The 24,125-nt window shown below is 36.1% G+C and carries 22 protein-coding genes and 1 pseudogene; 8 read left to right on the plus strand and 15 right to left on the minus strand.

What is annotated here, in order from left to right; genetic code table 11:
* Positions 1-66: 66 nt before the first annotated feature.
* The 4 genes and pseudogenes from BK579_RS22195 to BK579_RS22210 all read right to left on the minus strand — a co-directional run bounded on the left by BK579_RS22195 (position 67) and on the right by BK579_RS22210 (position 2,814).
* A complete protein-coding gene (locus tag BK579_RS22195; protein ID WP_078549317.1) occupies positions 67-372 on the minus strand; it encodes a hypothetical protein in 306 nt (101 codons plus the stop codon).
* An 87-nt stretch (positions 373-459) separates the two neighbouring features.
* Positions 460-1,263, minus strand: a pseudogene (locus BK579_RS22200) (SpoVR family protein); the annotation flags it as partial.
* 142 nt (positions 1,264-1,405) lie between these two features.
* Positions 1,406-1,765, minus strand: a complete 360-nt coding sequence (locus BK579_RS22205; RefSeq protein WP_078549321.1) for a DUF3889 domain-containing protein — start codon at positions 1,763-1,765, stop codon at positions 1,406-1,408.
* A gap of 74 nt (positions 1,766-1,839) precedes the next feature.
* On the minus strand, positions 1,840-2,814 hold the full coding sequence (locus BK579_RS22210) for a M14 family zinc carboxypeptidase (RefSeq protein ID WP_169891227.1): 975 nt from the start codon (positions 2,812-2,814) through the stop codon (positions 1,840-1,842).
* Positions 2,815-2,983: 169 nt separating this feature from the next.
* Between BK579_RS22210 and BK579_RS22215 the strand changes: the two genes are divergently transcribed.
* On the plus strand, positions 2,984-3,226 hold the full coding sequence (locus tag BK579_RS22215) for a YhdB family protein (protein WP_078549325.1): 243 nt from the start codon (positions 2,984-2,986) through the stop codon (positions 3,224-3,226).
* A 90-nt stretch (positions 3,227-3,316) separates the two neighbouring features.
* On the opposite strand, the gene BK579_RS22220 is transcribed toward BK579_RS22215, so the two are convergent.
* From BK579_RS22220 to BK579_RS22230, 3 genes are all read right to left on the minus strand, one after another.
* Complete coding sequence (locus BK579_RS22220) at positions 3,317-5,059, minus strand: phospho-sugar mutase (RefSeq protein ID WP_078549327.1); 1,743 nt, start codon at positions 5,057-5,059, stop codon at positions 3,317-3,319.
* Between the two features lie 136 nt (positions 5,060-5,195).
* Complete coding sequence (locus tag BK579_RS22225) at positions 5,196-7,232, minus strand: methyl-accepting chemotaxis protein (protein WP_078549329.1); 2,037 nt, start codon at positions 7,230-7,232, stop codon at positions 5,196-5,198.
* 177 nt (positions 7,233-7,409) lie between these two features.
* Positions 7,410-8,945: a carbon-nitrogen hydrolase family protein gene (locus BK579_RS22230; protein WP_078549331.1), complete on the minus strand. Its 1,536-nt coding sequence runs from the start codon at positions 8,943-8,945 to the stop codon at positions 7,410-7,412.
* A 201-nt stretch (positions 8,946-9,146) separates the two neighbouring features.
* Between BK579_RS22230 and BK579_RS22235 the strand changes: the two genes are divergently transcribed.
* Together BK579_RS22235 and BK579_RS22240 are read left to right on the plus strand one after the other, a co-directional pair.
* On the plus strand, positions 9,147-9,584 hold the full coding sequence (locus BK579_RS22235) for a disulfide oxidoreductase (protein ID WP_078549333.1): 438 nt from the start codon (positions 9,147-9,149) through the stop codon (positions 9,582-9,584).
* A 2-nt stretch (positions 9,585-9,586) separates the two neighbouring features.
* Positions 9,587-10,060, plus strand: coding sequence for a thioredoxin family protein (locus BK579_RS22240; RefSeq protein ID WP_078549335.1), 474 nt, complete (start codon positions 9,587-9,589; stop codon positions 10,058-10,060).
* Between the two features lie 1,288 nt (positions 10,061-11,348).
* Here BK579_RS22240 and BK579_RS22250 read toward each other — a convergent pair.
* On the minus strand, positions 11,349-12,509 hold the full coding sequence (locus BK579_RS22250) for an IS256 family transposase (RefSeq protein ID WP_078545275.1): 1,161 nt from the start codon (positions 12,507-12,509) through the stop codon (positions 11,349-11,351).
* Positions 12,510-12,916: 407 nt separating this feature from the next.
* Positions 12,917-13,315 (minus strand): DUF5365 family protein, encoded by a 399-nt coding sequence (locus BK579_RS22255; RefSeq protein WP_078549338.1) that lies wholly within the window; start codon positions 13,313-13,315, stop codon positions 12,917-12,919.
* A 154-nt stretch (positions 13,316-13,469) separates the two neighbouring features.
* On the opposite strand from BK579_RS22255, the gene BK579_RS22260 reads away from it, so the two are divergent.
* Positions 13,470-14,396, plus strand: a complete 927-nt coding sequence (locus tag BK579_RS22260) for an RluA family pseudouridine synthase (RefSeq protein ID WP_235848513.1) — start codon at positions 13,470-13,472, stop codon at positions 14,394-14,396.
* A 22-nt stretch (positions 14,397-14,418) separates the two neighbouring features.
* Here BK579_RS22260 and BK579_RS22265 read toward each other — a convergent pair whose 3' ends face one another.
* On the minus strand, positions 14,419-15,105 hold the full coding sequence (locus BK579_RS22265; RefSeq protein ID WP_169891228.1) for a SurA N-terminal domain-containing protein: 687 nt from the start codon (positions 15,103-15,105) through the stop codon (positions 14,419-14,421).
* Between the two features lie 284 nt (positions 15,106-15,389).
* Between BK579_RS22265 and BK579_RS22270 the strand changes: the two genes are divergently transcribed.
* Complete coding sequence (locus tag BK579_RS22270) at positions 15,390-16,286, plus strand: sulfite exporter TauE/SafE family protein (RefSeq protein WP_078549344.1); 897 nt, start codon at positions 15,390-15,392, stop codon at positions 16,284-16,286.
* Positions 16,287-16,491: 205 nt separating this feature from the next.
* Here BK579_RS22270 and BK579_RS22275 read toward each other — a convergent pair whose 3' ends face one another.
* Positions 16,492-17,064: a class D sortase gene (locus tag BK579_RS22275; RefSeq protein WP_078549346.1), complete on the minus strand. Its 573-nt coding sequence runs from the start codon at positions 17,062-17,064 to the stop codon at positions 16,492-16,494.
* A 148-nt stretch (positions 17,065-17,212) separates the two neighbouring features.
* Here BK579_RS22275 and BK579_RS22280 point away from each other — a divergent pair, with 148 nt between their 5' ends.
* Positions 17,213-17,308 carry a YjcZ family sporulation protein gene (locus BK579_RS22280; protein WP_078549348.1) on the plus strand — a complete coding sequence of 32 codons (96 nt, stop codon included), beginning with the start codon at positions 17,213-17,215 and terminating at the stop codon, positions 17,306-17,308.
* A 79-nt stretch (positions 17,309-17,387) separates the two neighbouring features.
* Here BK579_RS22280 and BK579_RS22285 read toward each other — a convergent pair whose 3' ends face one another.
* Together BK579_RS22285 and BK579_RS22290 are read right to left on the minus strand one after the other, a co-directional pair.
* Positions 17,388-19,235, minus strand: a complete 1,848-nt coding sequence (locus tag BK579_RS22285; protein WP_078549350.1) for an LTA synthase family protein — start codon at positions 19,233-19,235, stop codon at positions 17,388-17,390.
* 311 nt (positions 19,236-19,546) lie between these two features.
* A complete protein-coding gene (locus tag BK579_RS22290) occupies positions 19,547-20,482 on the minus strand; it encodes a VanW family protein (RefSeq protein ID WP_139365142.1) in 936 nt (311 codons plus the stop codon).
* Positions 20,483-20,995: 513 nt separating this feature from the next.
* Between BK579_RS22290 and BK579_RS22295 the strand changes: the two genes are divergently transcribed.
* Positions 20,996-21,073: a YjcZ family sporulation protein gene (locus BK579_RS22295; RefSeq protein WP_139365223.1), complete on the plus strand. Its 78-nt coding sequence runs from the start codon at positions 20,996-20,998 to the stop codon at positions 21,071-21,073.
* Positions 21,074-21,664: 591 nt separating this feature from the next.
* Here the strand turns inward: BK579_RS22295 and pfkB are convergent.
* Both pfkB and proC read right to left on the minus strand, forming a co-directional pair.
* Entirely contained in the window at positions 21,665-22,609 is a 945-nt protein-coding gene (gene pfkB, locus BK579_RS22300) for a 1-phosphofructokinase (protein ID WP_078549356.1), read from the minus strand.
* 164 nt (positions 22,610-22,773) lie between these two features.
* On the minus strand, positions 22,774-23,583 hold the full coding sequence (gene proC, locus BK579_RS22305; protein ID WP_078549358.1) for a pyrroline-5-carboxylate reductase: 810 nt from the start codon (positions 23,581-23,583) through the stop codon (positions 22,774-22,776).
* Positions 23,584-23,712: 129 nt separating this feature from the next.
* On the opposite strand from proC, the gene BK579_RS25890 reads away from it, so the two are divergent.
* Positions 23,713-23,877, plus strand: a complete 165-nt coding sequence (locus BK579_RS25890) for a hypothetical protein (protein ID WP_169891229.1) — start codon at positions 23,713-23,715, stop codon at positions 23,875-23,877.
* The last annotated feature ends 248 nt before the right edge of the window (positions 23,878-24,125 follow it).

Below are 24,125 nucleotides of genomic sequence, written 5' to 3' on the forward strand. Positions count from 1 at the left end.
AACTAATAACTAATAAAATGACCACTTTTAACAGTGGTCATTTTATTTTTAAAAAAACAAAGGTTCTTACATAGTAGCTCTATTTTTTTCTTCCCAATAATTTATATCTTTAAGCCATAATTTACATTCCTCTATAAAATGTAGGTATTTTAATTTAGTTTTAGACCGAATACTATTATCCCTAGAATACGTAAATTCTAACTCATGCATAAACTTAGAAATATCTTTACGTAAATCCTCATTAGAAACCCATATTAGTGGGGTTCCATTTGATGTACCTAATACAGTCTGGCTTTTTCGTACGCTTTCAACTTCTTCATTAATTTTCCTGTATCTATTTGTGAAGTATGGTCCTTGAGGTTTAATTGGCATAAAATAACTCCTTTAAGTTTTTGATTAATATGAACTTAAACCTCAAGGTTTATTCATTACATATGTATTTTAACTAACATCTTTACGATACGATGCCCAGCCTTCGTTCATGATTTTCGTCTCAAGCTGCGGCCAGAAATATAACATTTCCTCCCGCATCATCGTAAGGATATCCCGCTGCCAGTCTTCAAGTTCTCGACTATATTCTTCGATAAATAATAAGATATCTTTCTCTGGTCTAGGTGGGAGTTTTTTCTTTTTCTTCGGCTTAATGATTTTTGGTTTATTTTTATCATCAAGTGACCATAAATCATCATATGGTGAAGCAGTTTTAGGTTGTTCATCTTCATCGTCTTCAAGGTCGTCAAGACTCCAAGCTAATTTGGGTCGCATTAATGAAGGGTCAATATGCTCTTGAATCGCAAGAACCGCATCTAAAAAGGTCTCCACCTCTTTTGTTCCATATAAATGTTCATAATGCTTTACCCTTTCGGCAGTTGCTGCCATGCTTTCAACCATGTCTCTTTTGGTATTGCTGAAGCGGTAATTATTTTTAAAGAAGTCACAGTGTGCCAATACATGTGCGACGATGAGTTTGTTTTGGATAAGTGAATTGGAATCTAACAGGAAGGCATAACAAGGATCTGAATTAATGACGAGTTCATATATTTTACTCAAGCCTAAGTCATATTGAAGCTTCATTCGATGGAATTGCTTACCAAAACTCCAGTGTGAAAAACGAGTTGGCATTCCATATGCCCCAAATGTATAAATGATGTCTGCTGGACAAATTTCATAGCGCATCGGATAATAATCAAGTCCAAAACCGTCTGCAATCTCAGTAATTTCTGAAATGGCATATTCGAGTGCCTTTTGATCTTCCTCTCTCACTGTTAATCTCCTCCTTTTTGTCCTTACAACACTTTATGAACAAACCATCAAAATGATGAGGATGGAATGAAATTAACAGTGAAATATCTAAAAATTTAATTGGTTATCAACATAAAAAGAGAGCGTTCTTACTAAACACTCTCTACCTAAATTCTTCTATGCTCAACGAAATTAACGATTCTGTTTTCGGGTTAAACAGCATAACTACACGCACATTAAATGCACGTTCTTTTGTTTGAACCTGTAATTCAAATGTATCCTTTGCTTGTGCATCAGAGATTTCTTCTCTTCCTTTAAATTTATAATCGCTCACTTTTCCTTCAGGGAAATTCAACTTAACAACTTCTACCGCCATTTTGCCCCATTTTTCATAGTTTATTGCTTGTTCTTCTTCTTTTTCAGGTTCAGGCTCAGCACTAGCAAAAGTACTCATCATCCCAAAAGCTAGACAACTACATAGAATTGTAATTATGCATGATTTAACAATAAAGTTTCTGCCCATGAAGAGAATCCCTCCTAATACATCGTTTCGTTAATATAGCTATTTTCCCTGCCATCGCAACAAAATATACAACGTTAATTAATATTCTTTGCTTGTTCAGCAATCATTAATCCTATTTCTTTATTTCGCTTCCATTCCTCCGGGAAAACTGAAAGTGGTGGAGCTTGTTCTTTAACCTCATAGCTTATTTCAATCGTATATGCTGGTCGTTTAAATCGTGTAATAAACCAATCTGTTAAACCTCCACCAGTTGCCTTTTTCGGTGGTTTTGCAAGGTCATACCCGGTAAGCTTAGAAATTTCGTTGGCAATTTCAAAATCCCGTTTCACTACTTGTTGGTCATTTTTATAATGCCAAAAAATGACTCTTCCTGAAGAATGATAAGCAATAGAAATCACTGGGTCTTCCTCAATGATAAATTTGACTAACGATCTCACTTCTTCTGCCTCAAGAGGACTCTGTCCCTTATAGTAGCGATAAGCCGCATGTTCTTGAGCTCCTTTTATCTCTTCCCAACCAGCAGGATATTGTCGGTTTAAATCTACCCCTAGTCCATTGGCCTTCCATCTTTGCAGATTTAATTGATTATGATTCATCTCTAATAAAAGCTGCTGATAACCAATTGAAAACATATTTATTCCGTTTTGCTGTATTGTCACCCCGTCTGGATTGATCATTGGAACAAACCAAATAGATACTTCATCTAAAATTTCAGGGTGATAATTCCCTACCTTCTCATTTCGCTCATAAGCAGTGGCATAAGTGTGAATCATCTTCATCAGAAGTTGAGTTGTCATCCACTCTCTTCCATGATGTGATCCAACAAAAAGAACATGTTTTTTACCTTTCCCCAGCTTTATTGCTGGTATATCTCTCCCAAACGGCGATGTACCAATACTAGTTACCTCAATAATTTCAGGATGATTTTTCTTTACTATATTTGTCTCATTCATCATCTTCTCATATGTATATTCACCATTGTCATCCGCAAATGCCACATGACTTAGTAAAAATAAACAGCATCCTATCACCGAAATAAACCTCAACATACTAACACTCCAACCATTCATAATCTTTCTTTATTTTTTGCAAATATCGAATGTCTAATATGGTAATTCAAGTCAATTTTTAATTGGAGATGTGTCCAATATTTACAGTGAGAAATATTAGAGCAACTCCATACACTAAAGTTAACTCCTAAAAAGGAGGCTTGAAGTAATGAATACAGCTGATTATGACAAAGCATTGTATTACACACACAGGTCACAATGGGATAACCTGTTAATACTAATGGTAAGAACAAAGGATGACTTCCTTTCAAAGAAAATCGAACATTTTCTTCACGCATATAATTTCGAAAAAGACTATACTGTCATTGAGCGACAATTATATTCTTTACTACGATATATTGACCATGCATCACATGATTTTGACGAAGAAGAAATAACAGCATTGTTATAAGATAAAAGGAAGGGGAAATTTCCCCTTCCTTTATTATTTTTTTTAAATTAAAACGGAAACCCCTAATTGGGTTTCCGCCTTTTTAATCGATTATACTTGTGCACCTATTAAATCATGAATTTGCTTCATTACATCTCCGGAAATTTCCTTTAATGTTTCCTCACTATGCTCAAGGGAGTTCCCTTTCACGCCAAAGTAAAACTTTACCTTTGGCTCAGTACCAGATGGACGTAAACAGAACCAAGATCCATCCTCTAAGAAGTATTTCAATACATTTGACTTTGGTAAATCAATGTTTTGTTTGTTTCCTACAAGAAGATCCGTTCTTTCACTTGCCTTATAGTCCTCAACACTCACTACCTTCTTACCAGCAATCTCCGTTGGTGGAGTGCTTCGGAAAGTTGCAAGGATGTTATTAATTTGTTCTGCGCCTTCTTTACCTTTTAATGTTAACGATTCTAATCCTTCTTTGTAAAAGCCGTATTCAGCAAAAATTGCCAATAGCGCATCATATAATGACATTCCTTTTTTCTTATAAAAAGCTGCTACTTCCACACCTAAAAGCGCTGCTTGAACTGCATCTTTATCACGAGCAAAGTCACCAATCAGGTAACCATAGCTCTCCTCATAACCAAATTGGAAGGTATATTGACCTGTTTGTTCATATTCCTTAATTTTTTCACCGATAAATTTAAACCCTGTTAATGTATCGATTGTAACAAGGCCATACGATTTAGCGATTTCTCTGCCAATTTCTGATGTTACGATTGTTTTCAGCACTACGCCATTTTCAGGTAAGATCCCTTTTTCCTTCTTTTGTGATAAGATGTAATGCAGCAAAATTGCCCCTGTTTGGTTACCTGTTAGTACAACATATTCACCGTTGGAATCCTTAACTGCAATCCCTAAGCGATCTGCATCTGGATCTGTTGCAATTAAAAGGTCTGCATTCACTTCTAATCCATCACGAATGGCGAGTTCAAATGCAGCATGCTCCTCTGGATTTGGAGATTTTACTGTTGAGAAATTCGGGTCAGGAAGCTCTTGCTCCTCAACAACCTTAATGTTTTCATATCCTAGTGCTTCAAGTCCTAATCTTACTGGCTTATTAGCAGTTCCATGTAACGGTGTGAAAACGATATGTAAGTCCACTTCCTTTGATAAAGTAGGGTTCAAAGAAATCGTTTTTAACTTTTCAGTATAAGCTGAGTCAATTTCTTCACCAATCATCTTTATCAAACCAGCTTCTTTTAACGTACTTTCGTCCTGTACCTCAATAAGCAATTCATTTTCAATTTCATTTACTTTTGCAATCACTTCATCAGCTTCAAGTGGTGGAAGTTGTCCGCCATCAGATCCGTATACCTTGTATCCATTATATTCTGGTGGGTTATGACTTGCAGTAACTACAATTCCTGAAAATGCATTTAAATGACGTACCGCAAAGGATAATTCAGGAGTAGGTCTTAGCTCATTAAATACATAGGTTTGGATCCCATGAGTTGCAAGTGTTTTTGCCGCTTCCATTGCAAATTCTGGTGATTTATGACGGGAATCATATGCAATGACAACGCCTTGTTTCTTAGCATCTTCACCAGCATCTTCAATGAATTTTGCCAATCCTTCTGAAGCTTTACGAACGGTATACAAATTCATTCGATTTGTACCAGGTCCGATCTCACCACGCATGCCACCTGTGCCAAATTCAAGATCTTTATAGAAACAATCCTCTAACTCCTTAGGATTATTTTTTGTTTCAAGTAATAGTTTTTTTATTTCAGCATCCAAGTTTGATGCGCTTTCCCATAAATCATATTTTTCTAACCAGCTCATAATGTTCCTCCTTATAGGTAACTATAAATGTTATCATTTCCTTATTCTCCATTTTTTTGAGGATTCCTGCAAGCTATTTTTGTTAGTTTTTAACAATCATTTCATAGAACCAATACTAAAAGGAACAAAGATGAGATTATATTGAAAATTTCGAGAGCGAATCCTTTAACTCCTTACTTACTTTTTCCAATTCGGTTGATAATTCGATTAAGCCCTCGCCAATATCCAATTGTTGATTACTAAGAGAAGCAACTTCTTCAGATGAAGCGGAAGACTCTTCAGCTACTGCAGTTACATTTTCCATCGCTTCATAAAGAACCCCTTGTGATTTTTCTAAATGGTCAATCGAAACTGACACTGATTCCAATTGACTTAGAAAATCAGTTGTTTCTTTTTTAACAGACAAGAAAATCGTGTTAGATTCCTTAATTGACTCAACCTGCTCTTGAAATAATGGATATGCATCAGATAAAACCGAAACGGTCTCATCAATCTCAACCTGAATCTTTTCTGCTATGTCTCCAACTACCTTTATAGATTGACTTGATTGATCGGCTAACTTTCTAATTTCTCCTGCCACGACCATAAAACCTTTACCAGCTTCGCCCGCTCTAGCAGCCTCTATTGCAGCATTTAAAGAAAGAATATTGGTCTTTTGGGTAACACTATTAAGCATGTCGACTATTTTCTTGATTGATTGAGTACTTTCACTTAATTGGTCAACTTTTGATATGAGTGACCGGTTCATTTCTTCCGTTTTACCCGTCTTTGCGATTAACCCATCCATATAAATGGTCCCCTGTATACTGACCTTATTCACTTCGTTAGCAGAATCTCTCATCACTCGATTAGCTTGTAACACTTGTTCCATTTGTTCTGTAATCGTTAAACTCAATTGTGTCCCCGATTCTGCTTCTACGGCTAAGGTTGACGCACCCATAGCAATTTCATCTGTCGCCGTTGCAATCTCCCTTGCTGCTTCCGCCGTATTATGAGAGGCAGTTGTGAGATTTCCCGCTGTCTTTAGAACCTCGTTTGATGAGTTACTAACCTGTTGTACAAGATGGGTGATTTGTTCCATCATTTCATTAAAACTCTGCGCCAGTTGGCCAATTTCATCTTTGCTTTTAATGGTTGAGCGAACAGTTAAATCCCCTTGTTTACCTTTTTCCATTAACATGGTCATTTGTGATAGAGGAGCACCAATTCGTTTAGCTACAAGAAAACCGATTCCAATAGCAATAATCGCTGCTGCAATAGCCATCATCACTGTTAATGTTTTTATTGATGAGGTTTCTTTCTCTAATATTGATTTCGGATATTCACCAGCAACTACCCATCCGGTCTGTTCGATAGGATGAGAAGCACTTATCATCTTTGATTCATCGGTGATCATTTCTGTTTCAAAAGCATCTTCCTGGTTGGTTGAGTAAACCAATTGTTGATCACTTAATATTCTTGTGAATCCGCCATCACCAAGTTGTACAGTTGATAGATGTTTTTCAAGATCTGTTAAATTTATTTCCATTAATAGAAGAAACTGTGACGTTCCCCCAGAAATTTTTATAAGCCTTGATAAACCGAAGTTTGGCTCTCCTTGTTTTAAGACACCTTCTTTAGTCGTTTCAATCCAGCCTACATCTCCATTTAGACTAACTGCTTTTTTAAACCAGTTTTGGTCGTAAAGATCTTCTGGTAATGATGCAGCGGTTGAGATTGCTTTAACATCTTTATCTATTGGTATTAATGATAATGATACAATAGAGCTATTTCTAAAGAGAATATTATCCAACAAAAGAGATGCTTCTCTTTCAGCCATTATTTTATCAAATTCACTTGTGGTTTCCCTTGTATAATCTGCTAGCAAATCTGTTAATTCCTTCGTGGTGACAATCGAAACTGTTTGCTTAACATATTCGCCAAAAACAATATCTAGCTTTTCAGCAGTCTGGATGATTGTCTGTTGGCTTCCCTCTGAAACCTTCTTTTCAATGATACTCTTGGAGCTTACATAGGAAAATATCCCTACCGTTACTACTAAAAGAAGAATACTACAAAAAAAGACTAAAAATAATTTTATTCCAACAGTTTGCAATTTTAGAGATATTCTACTATTTGTGTTTTTCTTCCGTAACAGCTTATTCTTCATATTTTCTAGCTTTTTAGGTAACATCTTCTTCCCCCACACTCTAGTCTATGTAATCGTTAACATTATACCATTCGACATATTTTGTAGTGTTATAATTTATGAAAGTTCGTTATTATTTCATCATTAATAGTACTTTAGTACCATAAAAATACAAAAAAACTAGAAAGACCGTTTGATTGCGGCTTTCTAGTATATAAGCTTCTACTGTCTGTATGTTATTTGGTAAATGTCCGGTCTTCGATCCTTTAACTGACGTACGGTTCCAGATTGGCGTTGTCTCCTAAGGACCTCAAGATCCACATCACCAATAACAACCATATCAATATTAGGGTTCGTTTCTCCTACGATTCCATCACGAGCAAACTCAAAATCTGACGGTGCAAAGATTGCTGATTGGGCGTACTGAATGTCCATATTTTCGGTTTGTGGTAAATTACCGACGGTCCCAGCAATGACTGTATAAATCTGGTTTTCAACCGCTCTTGCTTGTGCACAGTACCTTACTCTTAAATAACCTTGACGATCTTCTGTACAAAATGGTGTAAAAATGATTTTAGCTCCTTGATCTGTTGCAATTCTTGCGAGCTCTGGAAATTCGATATCATAACAAATTTGAATGGCAATTCTGCCACAATCTGTATCAAATACGCGTACACGATCGCCCCGACTAATCCCCCACCATTTTCGTTCATTAGGTGTAATATGGAGTTTATATTGTTTTTCAATCGTGCCATCTCTACGGAATAAATAGGCGATATTATAGATGTTCTCATCTTCCTCCACAAAATGAGATCCACCAATAATATTAACGTTGTACCTCACCGCCAAATCTGTAAACAATTGTATATAATCCTCTGTATACTCTGTTAAACGCTGAATGGCTTTACTTGGTGATTTTTCTTCTAAAAATGACATAAGCTGTGTTGTGAATATTTCAGGAAAGACAGCAAAATCACTTCCTGCATCAGATGCGACATCTGTATAGTATTCCACTTGCTTCGCAAAGGCATCAAATGAATCAATTTGTTTCATTTCATATTGAACAACACATATACGAACAGGGAATGATGTTTTATAATGCTGTTTTGATTTTCCTGCATAATCAATATTGTTCCATTCCATTAAAGTTGCGAATTTATTTGACTGTAAGTCATCTGGTAAGTAATTCGGGTTAATCCTCATTAAAGTGAAACCATTCATTAACTGAAATGACAACACCGGATCATAGATTTTATGATGAATCACTTCTTCAACATAAGATCTTGGTGAAAGTTCTTCCGAATGTTTATGGTAATTTGGAATCCTCCCACCTATGATAATACTCTTTAAATTCAACCTTCTTGCTAAATCCTTACGAGCCTCATACAAACGGTTTCCAATCTTCATTCCGCGATATTCTGGATGTACCATGACTTCAATTCCATATAAATTATAGCCATCTGGATTATGATTCGAAATATACCCCTCGTCTGTAATATCATCCCAAGTATGTTTATCATCATATTCATCAAAGTTAACGATTAAGCTTGAGCAAGACCCGATAATTTCCCCATCAAATTCGGCACATATTTGTCCTTCAGGAAAATGCTCTATATGACTCACTAGTTGTTCTCTTTCCCACGGAACCATCCCTTTAAAGCATTTCTCTTGTAGTTTAATGATTTCATCTATATCTTTGCGTTCTATTTGTCTGATAATCATTTTCTTCTCAAATTTTGATAAATCGATTTTCGACATGCTTTGTTGTCCCCTACTTTCTCTAGTCCACCACTTTTTACTATTACCCTAATAAAAGTGAACTTAAACATTTGATAAAACTAAAATTCCTATTTTTCACTTTCAAATACATAGATATTGTACAATTAATGGCTATGCTTTAATATTACATAAGAATACCTTACTACTTTTTCCGTGTAAAAGGGAGAGAAACCATTAAATATGTCAAACGAAGTAGCGAAGAAATTAGAAGCCTATCAATTTATTGCCTTTGCAGCAGCTCTTATTGCCACCTTAGGAAGTTTATATTTTTCTGAGATCCTACTTTTTATTCCATGTGAACTTTGCTGGTATCAACGTATTTTTATGTATCCACTTGTGATCATAACGGCCATATCAATTATAAAAAAGACACATGATACAGCCATTTACACGTTTGTGCTATCCATCATTGGAGGATTCATTTCTTTGTACCACTATTCCATTCAAAAGGTACCATTTCTCAATGAGAATTCACCCTCATGCGGCCTAGTTCCCTGTAATACAGATTATATCAACTGGCTAGGATTTATAACCATACCATTTTTAGCGCTTATTGCATTTATTATTATTTCAATATGTAGCCATTTAATGATGAAACAAATGAAAGAAGGTAAGTAAGTATGAAAAAACTCATTATTTTTGTATCAATAATCGTCGTGTTATTTGGAGGTCTTGCGTTTGTAACAACGTATTCTAATAGCCAAAAGGCAAAAGGAAATCCGTATGGAAAACCAACACTTAATCCTGCGACTCTTTCGCAATTAGACGATCCATTATATCAAAATCAAATATTGCCTGAAGAACTTCAAGAGCGCCTAGATGCTGGAGAAACGTTAAGCGTTTATTTCTATAGTCCTACTTGTCCAGCATGCCAAGAGACAAGTCCTATTCTTGTACCTTTAACAGATGAGCTTGGGATTGACTTAAAAAAGTTTAATCTACTTGAATTTGAAGATGGCTGGAATGATTATAATATTGAAGCAACTCCAACAGTTATCCATTTTGTTGATGGAAAAGAAGTGAAGCGCATTGTTGGATATCAAGAAGAAGCTACTTTTAGAGAGTGGTTTAGTGATATTACGGCTACTGAATAGAATGTTGGTTTCGTATAGCTGTCCTATTATTAGGACAGTTATTTTTTTGTAGCTAGATTGCTTTTCATTCAGACAGCTTTCGACTTCTGGCGCATGAACCTGTCTGAACTTACCTTCACTTCAGACAGCTTTTGGCTTCTGGCACATGAACCTGTCCGAACTTGCCTTCACTTTGGACAGCTTTCGGCTCCTGGCGCTTGAACCTGTCCGAACTTGTCTCCACTTCGGACAGCTTTCGGCTTCTGGCGCTTGAACCTGTCCGAAGTTGAGCACTCTTCGGACAACTTTCGGCTTCTAACGCATGAACCTGTCTCAAGTTGCGCACTCTTCGGACAGCTTTCGGCTCCTGGCGCATGAACCTGTCCGAACTTGCCTTCACTTCAGACAGCTTTCGGCTTCTAGCACATGAACCTGTCCGAACTTGCCTTCACTTCAGACAGCTTTCGGCTTCTAGCACATGAACCTGTCCGAACATGCCTTCACTTCAGACAGCTTTCGGCTTCTAACGCATGAACCTGTCTCAAGTTGCGCACTCTTCGGACAGCTTTCGGCTTCTGGCGCATGAACCTGTCCGAACTTGCCTTCACTTCAGACAGCTTTCGGCTTCTGGCGGATGAACCTGTCTCAAGTTGCGCACTCTTCGGACAGCTTTCGGCTCCTGGCGCATGAACCTGTCCGAACTTGCCTTCACTTCAGACAGCTTTCGGCTTCTAGCACATGAACCTGTCCGAACTTGCCTTCACTTCAGACAGCTTTCGGCTCCTGGCGCGTGAACCTGTCCGAACTTGCCTTCACTTCGGACAGCTTTCGGCTTCTGGCGCATGAACCTGTCTCAAGTTGCGCACTCTTCGGACAGCTTTCGGCTCCTGGCGCATGAACCTGTCCGAACTTGCCTTCACTTCGGACAGCTTTCGGCTTCTGGCGCTTGAACCTGTCCGAACTTGTCTCCACTTCGGACAGCTTTCGGCATCTGGCGCGTGAACCTATCCGAACTTGCCTTCACTTCGGACAGCTTTCGGCTCCTGGCGCGTGAACCTGTCCGAACTTGCCTTCACTTCAGACAGCTTTCGGCTTCTGGCAGTCAAGTCCATAATATTGTGTAAAATACTAATACAATGTTTTCAACTGTTTTCAAGGTTTGGGGTTAGGTCTCCCCTTACATTTTTTTTTGCGAAAGCTTCCATGATTTTTCTTTTGCATATCCAGGAGAGGCTGTCAAAGGCCTTTCACTTTGATAGCCTCTCCTGGATATGCCATAATACCATAATTGGAAGTTTCGGTAAAAATACTATAGGGACTTCTTCCGGGAGTATGCATTCTCTTGATATTCCATTAAGACTGCACCTACTAAACGAAAAGCAGACTGTGTATTCGGAAATATCCTAATGACTCTTTCTCTTCTTCGTACTTCTTGATTTAAACGTTCAAGAGAATTGGTACTTCTCAGATAACATCGCATACCTTCGGGATGATTCATATACTGAATGGTATCTTCGAAACCTTCTTCAAAAATTTGAAGAGCCTTCTCATACTTTGGGATATCTCCATATTGACTCATTAGTTCATTTTTAAAAGTACGAATATCCTCGATCGTAATTGCTTCAAACACTCGTTTTATCATCTTACGAATATCAGCAGAGTCTTTCTTTGGCAGCTTGTTAATAATATTTCGTTTAAAATGTACATAACACCTTTGCCAGCTAGTACCTATAAATTCACGTTGTATTGCCTTCTGTAACCCTTTATGTGCATCTGAAATAACAAGTTTTGGGGATTGAAGCCCACGCGATTTCAGCTGTTGAATAAAGCGACTCCAACTCTCAAAATCTTCAACATGATCCACACTTAAACCTAAAACTTCACGCTTGTTTTTATCCGTAATCGCTGTAGCAATATAAACTGCTTTGGAGACGATTTTATGATGTTCCCGAACTTTTATATACATTGCATCAACAAAAAGATAAGGGAAATATCTAGTGTTTAAAGGTCGTTTAGCCCAATCATTAACAATTGGATCAAGTTTTTGAGTAAGTGACGAAACAAATGACTTTGAGACAGTTTCGCCACAAAGTTGTTCTACAATTTGAGTGACCTTGCGAGTTGATACACCATTAATAACCATCTCCAACATAGAGATTACTAGAGCTTGATCACAACGGGCGTATTTCTCAAATACTGAGGTTGAAAATTCACCATTACGAGTTCTTGGTACCTTAAGCGTGACTTTACCAACATTCAAGAGTAACTCACGTTCATAATAACCATTGCGATAATCACGTCGATCAGCGGACCGCTCATAGGCAGCTACGTTTAAATAGTCATCTCTCTCTTTTTCCATGACATTATTTAATACCAAAACAATCGCAGATTTGATAACTGCTTCAATATCAGAATTTATAACGGATTCTTTTAAATTTTCCAAATCTAGGGTAAACTGTAATTGGGTCATTATTATTCCTCTTTTCTAATGTTTATCGTCGTTGAAAACATTGTAGCCAAGAGTGAATAAAATGAACCCTTTTTCTTTTTACACAATTATACGGACTTAATCCTTCTGGCACATGAACCTGTCCAAACTTGCCTTCACTTTGGACAACTTTCGGCTTCTGGCACATGAACCTGTCCGAACTTGCCTTCACTTCGGACAGCTTTCGGCTTTTGGCGCATGAACCTGTCTGAATTCACCTCTTCTTCAGACAGCTTTCACGTTTCTGCCACAAAAAAACTGTCTGAAGTCACTCTCTCTTCAACCAACTTATCTCTCCCAAAACACTATAACTATATCATTCACATCATATCCACCAATAACGCAAAAAAGCGTGACTCTATAGAAGAATCAACGCTTTAATGTGAAAATCATGCTAAGTATACATTTGTTGGCTTTGAATATCTGCTAATTACATTTTCCTTCACACATGTAAATTGATCAAGTGTGAACGGAAATGAGTAGCCATATTCATTTAATATCGTTACATTTTTGCAAAAAATATCTTGATGTGTTCTCTCGATATTTTCTGTTTGTGCTGACTCCATCACTGCAATTAGTGCTTGAAGGCTTGATATTAATTGAAAGGCCTCTTTCATTGTTCCATTATAATGAACCTCATCTTCTTTTGGTGATAATACATTAACTGCTTCCATTTTGATAATATACTCATCAGAAAAATGTAATGGAAAAATCTCAGAATAGATATATTGAATCAATTCTTCTATATAATTTTCCTGCTCTGGAGTAGATGCGTATACCACTTTCACCCTAAAACCACCTTACTGTCTACCAATTTTTCTACTAATAGAATAACATAGCACTTTATAAATTGGGTAAGGTAAGTGTTTCCTATAGAATCATTTCCTTCTAGCTTTTCCATTCGTTATAATAACATTAGACTACCAAGAAGGATTGATGAATGTGGAAATTAGAAAAAAAGGGAAATGGCTGGAGATTGTTGTTCCAAAAGGTTGGACAGAACGCACTATTGAAGATGTGTTAAAGAATCAGCTTCAGATTCCCAAAACAATGTTACACAGCCTTCGTATGGATAAGACGGTTAAACTAAATCATCAGATTACACCTTGGCAATCTCTACTGAAATCTGGTGATTTTATTCAGTTAGAATTGTTTGTTGAGGAAGAATTTGGTGTGACTCCTGAGTACAAAGAAATTTCAATTCTTTATGAAGACGATCATGTTTTAATTGTAAATAAACAAGCTGGTATCGATACGCACCCTACGAAAGAAGGTCAGTTAGGCACTTTAGCTAATGCTGTTGCCTTTCACTATCAAACTCAAGGACTTCAAACCAAGGTACGACATGTCCATCGGCTTGATCGTGATACAACTGGAGCCATCCTTTTCGCAAAAGATAGACTATCATCTTCTATTTTAGATCGTATGCTTGAAAGAAGAGATATTAAAAGAACGTACCTGGCATTAGTTCATGGATTAATGAAACAGAAAAAAGGGAAGATAGATGAACCAATTGGACGAGATCGCCATCATCCAACAAGAAGAAGAGTCTCTCCCACGGGTCAAGTGGCAACAACTCATTTTAACGTATTAAAAACCTTCCCTAGTAAAAAATTAAGTCTGGTTGAATTAAATCTATCAACTGGAAGAACACATCAAATAAGAGTTCATATGAGTCATATTGGTTACCCCTTAGTTGGTGATGAATTATATGGTGGACAGGCTATAACCAAAAGACAAGCTTTACATGCGCATAGCTTGCAACTCTTCCATCCTATAACCAATGATTTAATTGAGGTCCAAGCACCACTAATTGATATTAGTGAACCTTATTTTGAATTCATGAATTTAAAAAAGGTGCCCAACTAACAGGGCACCTTACTATTAAATATTAAATAAACTTTTCTATCTCACTATCTTGTTTCAGTTTTTCAATTAAAGCCAAGACTGCTTCATTTTGTTTTTGTTCCACAATCGTCATTTCGATTTGATCTCTAACTTCTTCAAGAGCAGGCATTTCTTCTTCACTTTGTTCAGCATACATGTCATACATCTCTTGGATTTCTTCATCTGTAGCTGTAGCTTCTGTTTGATCTATATTTTCAGTAATAAATTGATTTATCTTTAAATCTTTGACTAGCTGTTCCTTTAATTTTTCTTCTGTTAAATTATTTGTTTCAAGTGCTTCAGTAAAGGCATCTTCTGTTTCAAACTGCGCTCTAATCTCTTGTAAGTTTTCCTCAATTTCTTCGTCAGAAATAGCAATTTGCTGGTCATCTGCCGCCTGTACAAGTAATTCCATATTGATTAGTTGCTCTAAAGCCTGCTCCTCTAGTAACTTTTTTTCTTCATCACCTAAGCTCTCAACATCAATTCCCTGTTGAGCATACGTAAGCTTTGATTGTTCCATAGAAGCTAGAAAATCAGTTTCGGAGATTTGTATCCCATTAACAGAAGCAACCGCTTCATTTTGACTATCTGAGCTGTTGTCTGTTGCCTCTTCTTTGTTTCCACAGCTAGCTAAAACTAGTACAAGCATCAAGCAAATAACTAAAAAAGATTTTTTCTGAAATAACATTTTAACTCTCCCCTTACTTAGACTAGTGGTCATTGTAACATAGCAAGTCCATTCATGCACTTTATATAGGGAGATGTAATGTAATTGTAACGGTTATAGTGCACTCATTAGCGATAACATAATTCTTTGTAATGATTGACACTATTTTTACATAGCAATTAGGTATATGCACTTCATTATTTTTCGAGACTTATGTATGATAGATATAGATAGAAGGATTAAACTAATAGATAACTTCACAAAATAACTGTTGTACGTTACGAACAATGAAAGGAGTAAAAAAATTGGGTGATATTTGGCTTTATCTAGGATTAGGACTAGGAATTGGCGTTCTATCCGGTTTTTTTGGAATCGGAGGAGGCTTTATTTTGACCCCCATCTTATTATTACTCTCATTCTCACCCGTAGTTGCAATTGCAACAAGCTTATTATATACGGTAGGAACATCATTATCCGGAACATTCGCTCATTATCGGCTTCATCATATAAATTGGAAACCAGGGTTAATTATTGGATTTAGCGGTATCATTGGAAGTCAAATAGCCCGCCCTTTTGTTCTTTTTTTAGAGCATCTACAAATTGAAAACATTACAATCCCATCCATTTACATTCTTTTAATTATCTACTTGTCGTTTTCTCTTATTTCAAAAAAAAGTTTGCTATTTATGCCTAGTAAAATCACCCCAAAAGTCAATCAGGATATTAATAAATGGGTATTTATCGTGATTGGATTATTTGCTGGCTTCATTTCAGCCACCTTGGGAGTAGGCGGAGGATTTGTCATTGTTCCGTTATTAATCAGTTTTGCTGCCTATAAACCAAGGGAAGCGGTTGGCACCGGTATTTTTAGTGTATTAATGATTGTAATAGCTGGTTTTACATCTTATGCGTTTTCTACCCCCATCAACTATGAAACATGTGGTTACCTAATTATTGGGGCCATGATTGGTGGTCAACTTGGCGCTTTAGTGACTAGAAATTACCAAGACCAAAAAATCCAAACGTTTCTTGCTGGCTTATATATTGCTACGGGTATTAGCCTAACATTAAAGCTTCTGAACTTAGACTTCTATGGATTATTGATTTTAAGTATCTATTGCGTGTATTTACTTATTCACTTTGTTGTTCATTCTGTAAAAAGGTTTTTTCCGAAGCAAAAACACGTTTTCGTAAAAAAATGAGGCTATGAGATCACTTTCAAGTGAATCACATAGCCTCATTTTTTTATACTCGTTTAAGAAAGTATATAACTTTCTAACCAAGTTTTGCTGTCCAGCTCCAGGCGCCATCGGCTCTTCAGGTCTAAGCCAATCCGTCAGAAAGGTTAAAAAACAACCTGCAACCCGGCTCGTCTTATGTCTGTCGGCGATTACCTGCGCTGTCTTATTATTGTCTTTCTGCATACATAATATATCGGTCTGGCGCATCCCCTATATAGCTAAATGGGTAACACGTAGTTAAAATTAATTCTTCTTCGTCATCTTGAAGTGTAATGATCGATGTGTCATCTGCACTGACGATTTTCGTATTAACGATCTTATAGGTGAAATCCCCACTCGGTAGCTGAATGACTAATGTATCTCCTAGCTTTAATTTTCCCATATCTCGAAATACCGTATCGCGATGTCCTGATAAAACAATTTGTCCACCTTCATCCGGTAAAAATGATCCTCGATAATGACCGACCCCCTTATCTAAATCATCAGGGTCTGTTCCTTCAACAATTGGTAGCTCAGCTTCTAATACTGGAATCGATAAAATTCCAATGGTATCACCAAATTCAGGTTGTTTCTTTATGACTTCAGTATTTCCTTCTCGACCTTTTTGAATTAAGCTTTTAGCTTCATCTAATGTCTGAGTAGTAGCGGCCTTTGTTTTGTAAATTTCCCAACCTGCATAACCTATAATCACTGCCCCACTGATCATAAAAAGAAGGGCAAGAATAGAAACTTTCTTCATAGAGAATCTCCTTTATTCGTTTGATACACCTATTCTATCATATATAGACGTAAACTATCGTCTATTTTATCTTTTTTCCACCTTTGTCCAGTGCGATTTTTATCTCCATGCATAGATTATAGTAACTCTTATTTTAGGAGGTGTTTTTATGAGTTATGGTGGTGGATACGCTGGTGGTTTCGCGTTAATCGTTGTGCTTTTCATCTTATTAATCATCGTTGGTACTTCTTACGGTACTTGGTAATTTCCAATGATCGGTCCAACGTGTAAAAACAAAAAGGGGCAGTTATTAACTGCTCCTTTACTGATTTGGATTATTATATTTAATCAAGAAAACGAAACAAATCTCCATATATAATCTGGTCCGAGTAATTCAACTCTTCTTTTGCTTTTTGTACATAAGGCTTACACAATTCCATATTTGTTTTCATTCCTGTGTCCCGAATATAACATTTGTTACCTGTCATCACAAATTTATTAGTCACAAAACTACCATCTCTTAACACGACAAAGTCTCGCTTTTCCTCTGAAAATAAATCAGTCCCAAATTGAATGGCTCCATTTTCTTCAATTCCCATTAAATTTAGAATTGTTGGTTTCACATCAATTTGTCCAACGACAGAGGTAATTTTCCTAGACTCTGACCGATTGGGGAAATGTATAATGAATGGAACTCTTTGTAATTGGATGGTTTCAAACGGCGTAATTTCTTTATCTAAAAACTCACTCATGGCTTTATTATGATTTTCAGATATTCCATAATGATCCCCATAAAGGATAAAAATTGAATTTTCATACATACCTTCTCTTTTCATTTGTTCAAAAAATTGTTTTAATGCTTCATCCTGATATCTTACAGTAGTAAAATAGCGATTCACTGTTCCATCCTTAGATGTCCATTCTGGTATGATTTCATCAGCTTTTGCCAGAGAAAAAGGAAAATGATTGGTCAGTGTTAATAATTTTGCATAATATGGTTGTTGTAATTCCTTTAAATACGGTATCGTTTGTGCAAAAAACTCTTCATCCTTTAATCCCCAACCAATTGAATTTTCCTTACTAATGTTATAATCATCTTCTGAGTAGAAGCGATTATAACCAAGTGCACTATACATCACATCTCTATTCCAAAAGCTTTTATTGTTCGCATGAAATACAGCTGAATAATATCCTGCCTCTTCCTTTAGTGTACTAGCGAGTGAATAGTATTTGTTCTCCGGGTTGGAAAAAAACACTGCCCCTCGCGGTAGTCCATACAAAGAATTCTCAATGATAAACTCTGCGTCTGATGTTTTACCTTGTCCGGTTTGATGATAGAAATTGGAAAAATAATAAGATCCTCGTTGCTTAATTAACTCGTTAAGAAATGGCGTTATCTCTTGTCCATTAATGCTTTGATTGACTACAAAGGATTGTGTTGACTCTAGTGCTACCATAATAATGTTCTTTCCTTTTGCAGCGCCAAAATAGTCTTCATTCGCTTTTGTCTCATTTGCTTTGTCATAATTAATGATTTCTGTTAACTGATTCGTATCAGCTAACACAATTCTACGTTTTGTATTTGTATAAAGGTAAAAATCATAAACATGATAGGCATAAAGACCAATATTCTTTACTAACAGTTGGCGGTCAAAAGAGCGCGTTAACAACTCGGGTCTTTCCTTATGAGCAAGTATTGTATTAAATATTAGAATGATTAAAGCAAGTATTAGAATTCTACCTTTTTTATTATATACAGGCTCACTTCTTCTGAATTGAATTTGATCTGCGATGAATTTTAATAAAATGATATCCAAAAATAAGAGTACATCAATAATTGAAATTAGATCAAAAAAACTAGAACCAAGACTTGTTATATGCTTTGATTGAAACAGAACTGGTATCGTTATGAAGTCATTAAAGAATCGGTAATATAAAACATTTACATATAAAAGGACAGATATAATAGAATAGATAATTAGCAGGACTCTATGTCGGTAGATCTGTTTTATAAATAACGAAATCGAAAACATTAATAATATCGTTCCAAAAGTACTTAAAATTAGTATTAGCTCAGCTGTGAAAGAATCTATTTCTAAATCAAAAAATACTTTACTAGCGATATAGGTTTTGACACTTAAAAAGATAATAGCTAACCAGTATAAAGAAACTCTAAAAACAAAAAAACGCAACGGAACTGCCCCCTCTTTTGCCTCTTTTAGGATTATATGTAATTCTTTACACTTTTAACAAAAAAATTAACTATTTTGTCCAATTTTTTTAGGTTATCTATTTAATAGGATATAGTTTAACTCTTATGACCATATTCTCCGATTCGAAATTGGTTCATTACGATGATCCTAACAAAGGTGCAAAACCCTTCCAGAATGGTATTTCTCCTTATTTAAACAAACGTTTGTTTAAAAACCAGAAATGATTTAAACAAACGTTTGTTTAAACTTTCATCATAAAAAACTAGCCTTCAATGGAGGCTAGTTAATGTTTATTGTCCTGCTACAAAACGTCCAGCAGATGTTATTTGTACTTCAAGAGTTCCTGTTCCTTCATTCATAATCGTATTGATGACAATGGGATAGTCTTTATTGTTTATAAACTTAAAATCTTTAAAGCCATAAGCGATTGTAGCATCCTTCCCTTTTGGTACATACCCTACTTCTTTTGAATGATGATGAAGTTCAATGATTTCTAATCCCGCTCGTTCTACTGCATTATAAAGCGTACTAGATGTTTGACAAATACCCCCTCCATACCCACTTACAAATTGTTTATTTTCAATAACTGTTGCCAATTGGTATCCTTTATCTGGAGTAGAATCTCCTACAATTGTATTAAAATAAAAACGATCACCAGGTCCTAAAACAATTTGATCGATTTCTTTAGCAGAAAGAGCAATATTTACTGTTCGCCCTCTTACGGAAGGATCGAATCTCGTTGCATAACTTCCTAATACAACCTCTTCAAGACCTAATACTGTTTCCATGCTTACATTAGGAACTGTTTCAGCAATTGGAAGCTCAATTTCTTTATCAAATGCTGAAACATCAGAAAGTTCTTTATAAAGAATTGCTTCATCTAAGATAACTCTGCTCTGACCATTAACTAATTCACCATCACTATTAATACGTGCAGGAATCATTGGGCGATCATACTTTAATGCTAGCTCTTTTACTAATGCTTTCATATCCTCGTCATAAACTTTTTCATCCGTATAGTCAAAGGGTTTGAGAGTTTTAATTACTTCTTCATCCCGTTTATCAATAAGCTTTAGTTCGTGTACAAAGTTTCTAGGAGCAAACTCAACCTGTTTTTCATTATGCATGATTTCACTTTTAGCAACCTTTAAGGGTTCCTCCTCCTGAAAGCTACAACCAACCAACAATAAAGGCAAACTTAACAATACCACCAAATTCTTTTTCAAAGCACTCACTCTCTCTCATTAACAGAATAAGATCTTAGTCACTTTGGAATTTTATTACAAATAATGCACATATATTACTGGGATGATTGTTATTTTAAGGCTCTTTTCTGAAAGATTGTTGCTAATTGACCTAGTATAAGTAAAACACACTGTTTTTTTAGGATTCTGGTTTGTTTTTATCAAAGAAAAGATGCCACTCTACTTAGTTCATAGTAAATGTAAGAGACCTAACAGCCCTTTTTAAAATTCAAAACGTTCTGTCATATATTCTTATTATTATAGACGATTTACACTCTAAAAAGTTACATAAAATGGTAAAAAATCATTAGGAGTTTAAAAAATAATTAATTGGCCACGATGTAGTGATTTAAGTGATGCATAACTTGAATGACTTAATCTATGTTTGGAACGGCATTTTCATTAATCTTATGTAAAGTAGGCCGACTGCCCATCCGAAAATTACACCAATACATAGGATAGTACTGTAACACACATAAGGAGGTGTTATCAGAAATGCATAACAACTTTGCGTTAATCGTTGTCTTGTTCATCCTGTTAATCATCGTTGGTGCAGCCTTCGTTGGATACTAAACTAAATAAAAATTAATCATAATAAAACACCGTTGGAGATCCTTCTCCAACGGTGTTTTGGTTCGACAAATTTCGGGCGGTGACAGGCACCACCCGAATCTTAAGTAAAGTAGGCCGATAGCCTTTCAGCAAAGATTTCCAGCCATTTTAGCCGCAACTTCATCGTTTTAGCAGCTAGAAAATGGATATTATAGGCAACCCGATTCGTCTTTTCACGACTTTAATCATTTTATTAACCAATTTGACCGTTTTATTAGCCACTTTACCCATTTTATTAGCCGTTTTGACCATTTTATTAGCCATTTTGTCAGACTTATTAGCACTTTTTAATATTTATTAAAACTCCCACCAAATCACATAGACTATCCCCCTTTCTTACACACAAAAGATAAATACTTCGCGCCCACCTAGCGGGACTAGTACAACAAGCACCTTCCAAAAACGACTGGTATAACCACAAGTAGAAACAACTGAAACAAGTCACAAAAACTGCGTTAAAGTCTTTAAATAAACGTCAAAAAACCACAATCCTTCAATAAATTGTGGTTCATTTACGTATTCGACAAATTTCGGGCGGTGACAGTGGCACCACTAAATCGACTGTATCTTCACCTGATCAATAACTCCGACCACGTCTTCGTAGGTACATACCTCTGTGCCCGGCTTTGAGGCTGTCATTCCGCCAGCGGCAGTTGCCCATCTTGCTAGTTCTGCTAGTGAAAAGTCGTTTAAGATACTGTATACCATAGCTGCAACCATTGAGTCACCTGCGCCTACTGTACTTCCTGGTGTAATCTTGAGTGAACCCACTTGGTATGCCTCAGAACCTTTTATTACAACAGCTCCGTCTTTTCCCATGGATATGACAACAAGCGATATTCCTTTATTTATTAGCTGAACTCCTGCTTCATGGATCTCTTTAATGGTTGAAAGCTTTTTATTAAGTAATAATTCCAATTCAAATACATTTGGCTTCACTGCAAAAGGGATTGCTTCAATGCCTTCCTTAAATGCATCACCATCTGCATCTAAAATCACTTTTACTCCATGATCATTAGCAAGGTCGATTAACCTTTTATAGATATCATTATCGATACCTTTTGGGTAACTACCTCCAAGGACTAATACTGACGTGCTCGGAAAGAGTGCAGTTAACTTATCAAGAAATTGATCAACATCTTCATTACCTACTGTAAAGCCAGGCTCATTTAACTCAGTAAGATCTTTCGTTTCCATATCAATAATTTTTAGATTTGTCCGTGTTTCACCAGCAACCTCTGTAAAGTTATGAGAAATGCCTTTTTCCTCCAACCCGCTTATTAATTGGTTCCCTTGTTTTCCAGCAATAAAGCCAGAAGCCAAAACGTTCACGGAAAAATTACTTAATACCTTAGCTACATTTATTCCTTTTCCACCTGGATCAATTTGAATATGTGATTCTGATGCAACTCGATTTAATTGTCCAATTTCAAATTTCGTCACTGAGACAGTCTTATCAATTGCGGGGTTTAATGTGACAGTAATTACTTGTTTCATATATAAACACTCCCTACTCATTCAAACGGTACGCATAATATTCTTCTTTTAATTTTTTCCATTTAGGGATAGATATAAACAGTTTTGATTATTTTTGACTGATTATAAAAATAATATTGCTTTAATTTGATTATAATTGAATGTTTTTGGCGTTTCAACAAAAATTACTGCTTTGATAATGAGATTGACTTTTTAGTACATTCTTCCATTGCATCAATAATAGCCGCTCTGAAAGCATTTCTTTCTAACGTTGCTACCGCTTCAATCGTAGCACCGCCAGGAGTACAAACTTGATCCTTTAAAACAGCTGGATGAAGTCCAGTATCCATAACCATTTTTGCTGCACCCAACACAGCCTGAGCCGCTAGATTCAACGCTTGCTGTCTAGGAATCCCTTGTAAAACAGCCCCATCAGCCAATGCTTCAATAAACATATATACGTAAGCTGGGGATGAGCCACTAACCGCTGGGATTGCATTCATCATGTTTTCTTCAATAAATTCCACTTTACCTATTCCTTTGAAAAGCTCGGCTACTTCAGCTTCCTCTTCTTTGCTAACCTCTTGATTAAAACAAATAGCTGTCATACCTTCACCAACTAATGAAGGAGTATTTGGCATCGTCCGTACTACTTTTACAGATTCTAAGAAGAACCCTTCAATCATTTCAATGCTAATCCCAGCAGCTATTGTGATAATAATCGTATCCTTATTTATGTATTGCTTTATTTCATTTAAAATGAACTGATGTAAATTTGGCTTCACTGCTAAAAATAAAATATCCGATTTTTGTGAAACCTCTTTATTATCTAGTGTAGTTTGCACTGCAAAGCGGTTTTTCATTTCAATTAATGTACTTTCAGTTTTTGCACTGACAATTATATTATTCGGAAAAATAACCTCTGACTTAATTAATCCCTGAATGATGGACTGCGCCATCTTCCCACTACCAATAAAACCAATTGTTCTCTTCACAATTTTCACTCCATTTTCTTATTGTTCACTTTACAAGCATAACCATCTATTGGTTAAGGTTGCAAGCTTCGTACCTTATGCATAGATTTTTTAGCATATGCAAAAGATATAAAAAAAGGGGTGAACAACATGGCAAAATTCTCAAAAGCGATGGATGTTGTATTCGGATTAACTCATTGGATGGAGTTCACAAATGAACTGAACGGTTTTAGTAGCGAAAAAATAACCACAGGTATCAAGGAAGAAACAGAGGTCGAAGAAACAACAATCACAGGAGCCACTGTTTTAGAATAGTTTAAAGTGGATAACTCCAACTTATTTAGCAGATAAACTTCATTCTATAGACTGAGAAGAAAGCATACTCATGGTCGTTATGAATCCCTCAATTCTTGTTTATACTGATAATAACTCAGGAAGAAGGATGTGTAACAGATGAAAAGAGTGAAAGAAGCTTCAAATTCTTCTATGGATTCTAAAGATAAATTCACGAAGTCAATTGATGACGTGAAACAAAAAGTTATGACTCAAACATTGCAACAGAT

Origin of the sequence: Litchfieldia alkalitelluris (genome assembly GCF_002019645.1) — a bacterium.
GTDB lineage: Bacteria > Bacillota > Bacilli > Bacillales > Bacillaceae_L > Litchfieldia > Litchfieldia alkalitelluris.

Bases quoted from the DNA above. Each gene is read 5' to 3' on its own strand.
- BK579_RS22195 (WP_078549317.1), bottom strand. From the start codon at position 372: ATGCCAATTAAACCTCAAGGACCATACTTCACAAATAGATACAGGAAA.
- BK579_RS22230 (WP_078549331.1), bottom strand. From the start codon at position 8,945: ATGTCGAAAATCGATTTATCAAAATTTGAGAAGAAAATGATTATCAGA.
- BK579_RS22240 (WP_078549335.1), top strand. From the start codon at position 9,587: ATGAAAAAACTCATTATTTTTGTATCAATAATCGTCGTGTTATTTGGA.
- BK579_RS22265 (WP_169891228.1), bottom strand. From the start codon at position 15,105: ATGTTATTTCAGAAAAAATCTTTTTTAGTTATTTGCTTGATGCTTGTA.
- BK579_RS22235 (WP_078549333.1), top strand. From the start codon at position 9,147: ATGTCAAACGAAGTAGCGAAGAAATTAGAAGCCTATCAATTTATTGCC.
- BK579_RS22280 (WP_078549348.1), top strand. From the start codon at position 17,213: ATGAGTTATGGTGGTGGATACGCTGGTGGTTTCGCGTTAATCGTTGTG.
- BK579_RS22250 (WP_078545275.1), bottom strand. From the start codon at position 12,509: ATGACCCAATTACAGTTTACCCTAGATTTGGAAAATTTAAAAGAATCC.
- BK579_RS22220 (WP_078549327.1), bottom strand. From the start codon at position 5,059: ATGAGCTGGTTAGAAAAATATGATTTATGGGAAAGCGCATCAAACTTG.
- BK579_RS22275 (WP_078549346.1), bottom strand. From the start codon at position 17,064: ATGAAGAAAGTTTCTATTCTTGCCCTTCTTTTTATGATCAGTGGGGCA.
- pfkB (WP_078549356.1), bottom strand. From the start codon at position 22,609: ATGAAACAAGTAATTACTGTCACATTAAACCCCGCAATTGATAAGACT.
- BK579_RS25890 (WP_169891229.1), top strand. From the start codon at position 23,713: ATGGCAAAATTCTCAAAAGCGATGGATGTTGTATTCGGATTAACTCAT.
- BK579_RS22225 (WP_078549329.1), bottom strand. From the start codon at position 7,232: ATGTTACCTAAAAAGCTAGAAAATATGAAGAATAAGCTGTTACGGAAG.
- BK579_RS22295 (WP_139365223.1), top strand. From the start codon at position 20,996: ATGCATAACAACTTTGCGTTAATCGTTGTCTTGTTCATCCTGTTAATC.
- BK579_RS22215 (WP_078549325.1), top strand. From the start codon at position 2,984: ATGAATACAGCTGATTATGACAAAGCATTGTATTACACACACAGGTCA.
- BK579_RS22210 (WP_169891227.1), bottom strand. From the start codon at position 2,814: ATGTTGAGGTTTATTTCGGTGATAGGATGCTGTTTATTTTTACTAAGT.
- BK579_RS22205 (WP_078549321.1), bottom strand. From the start codon at position 1,765: ATGGGCAGAAACTTTATTGTTAAATCATGCATAATTACAATTCTATGT.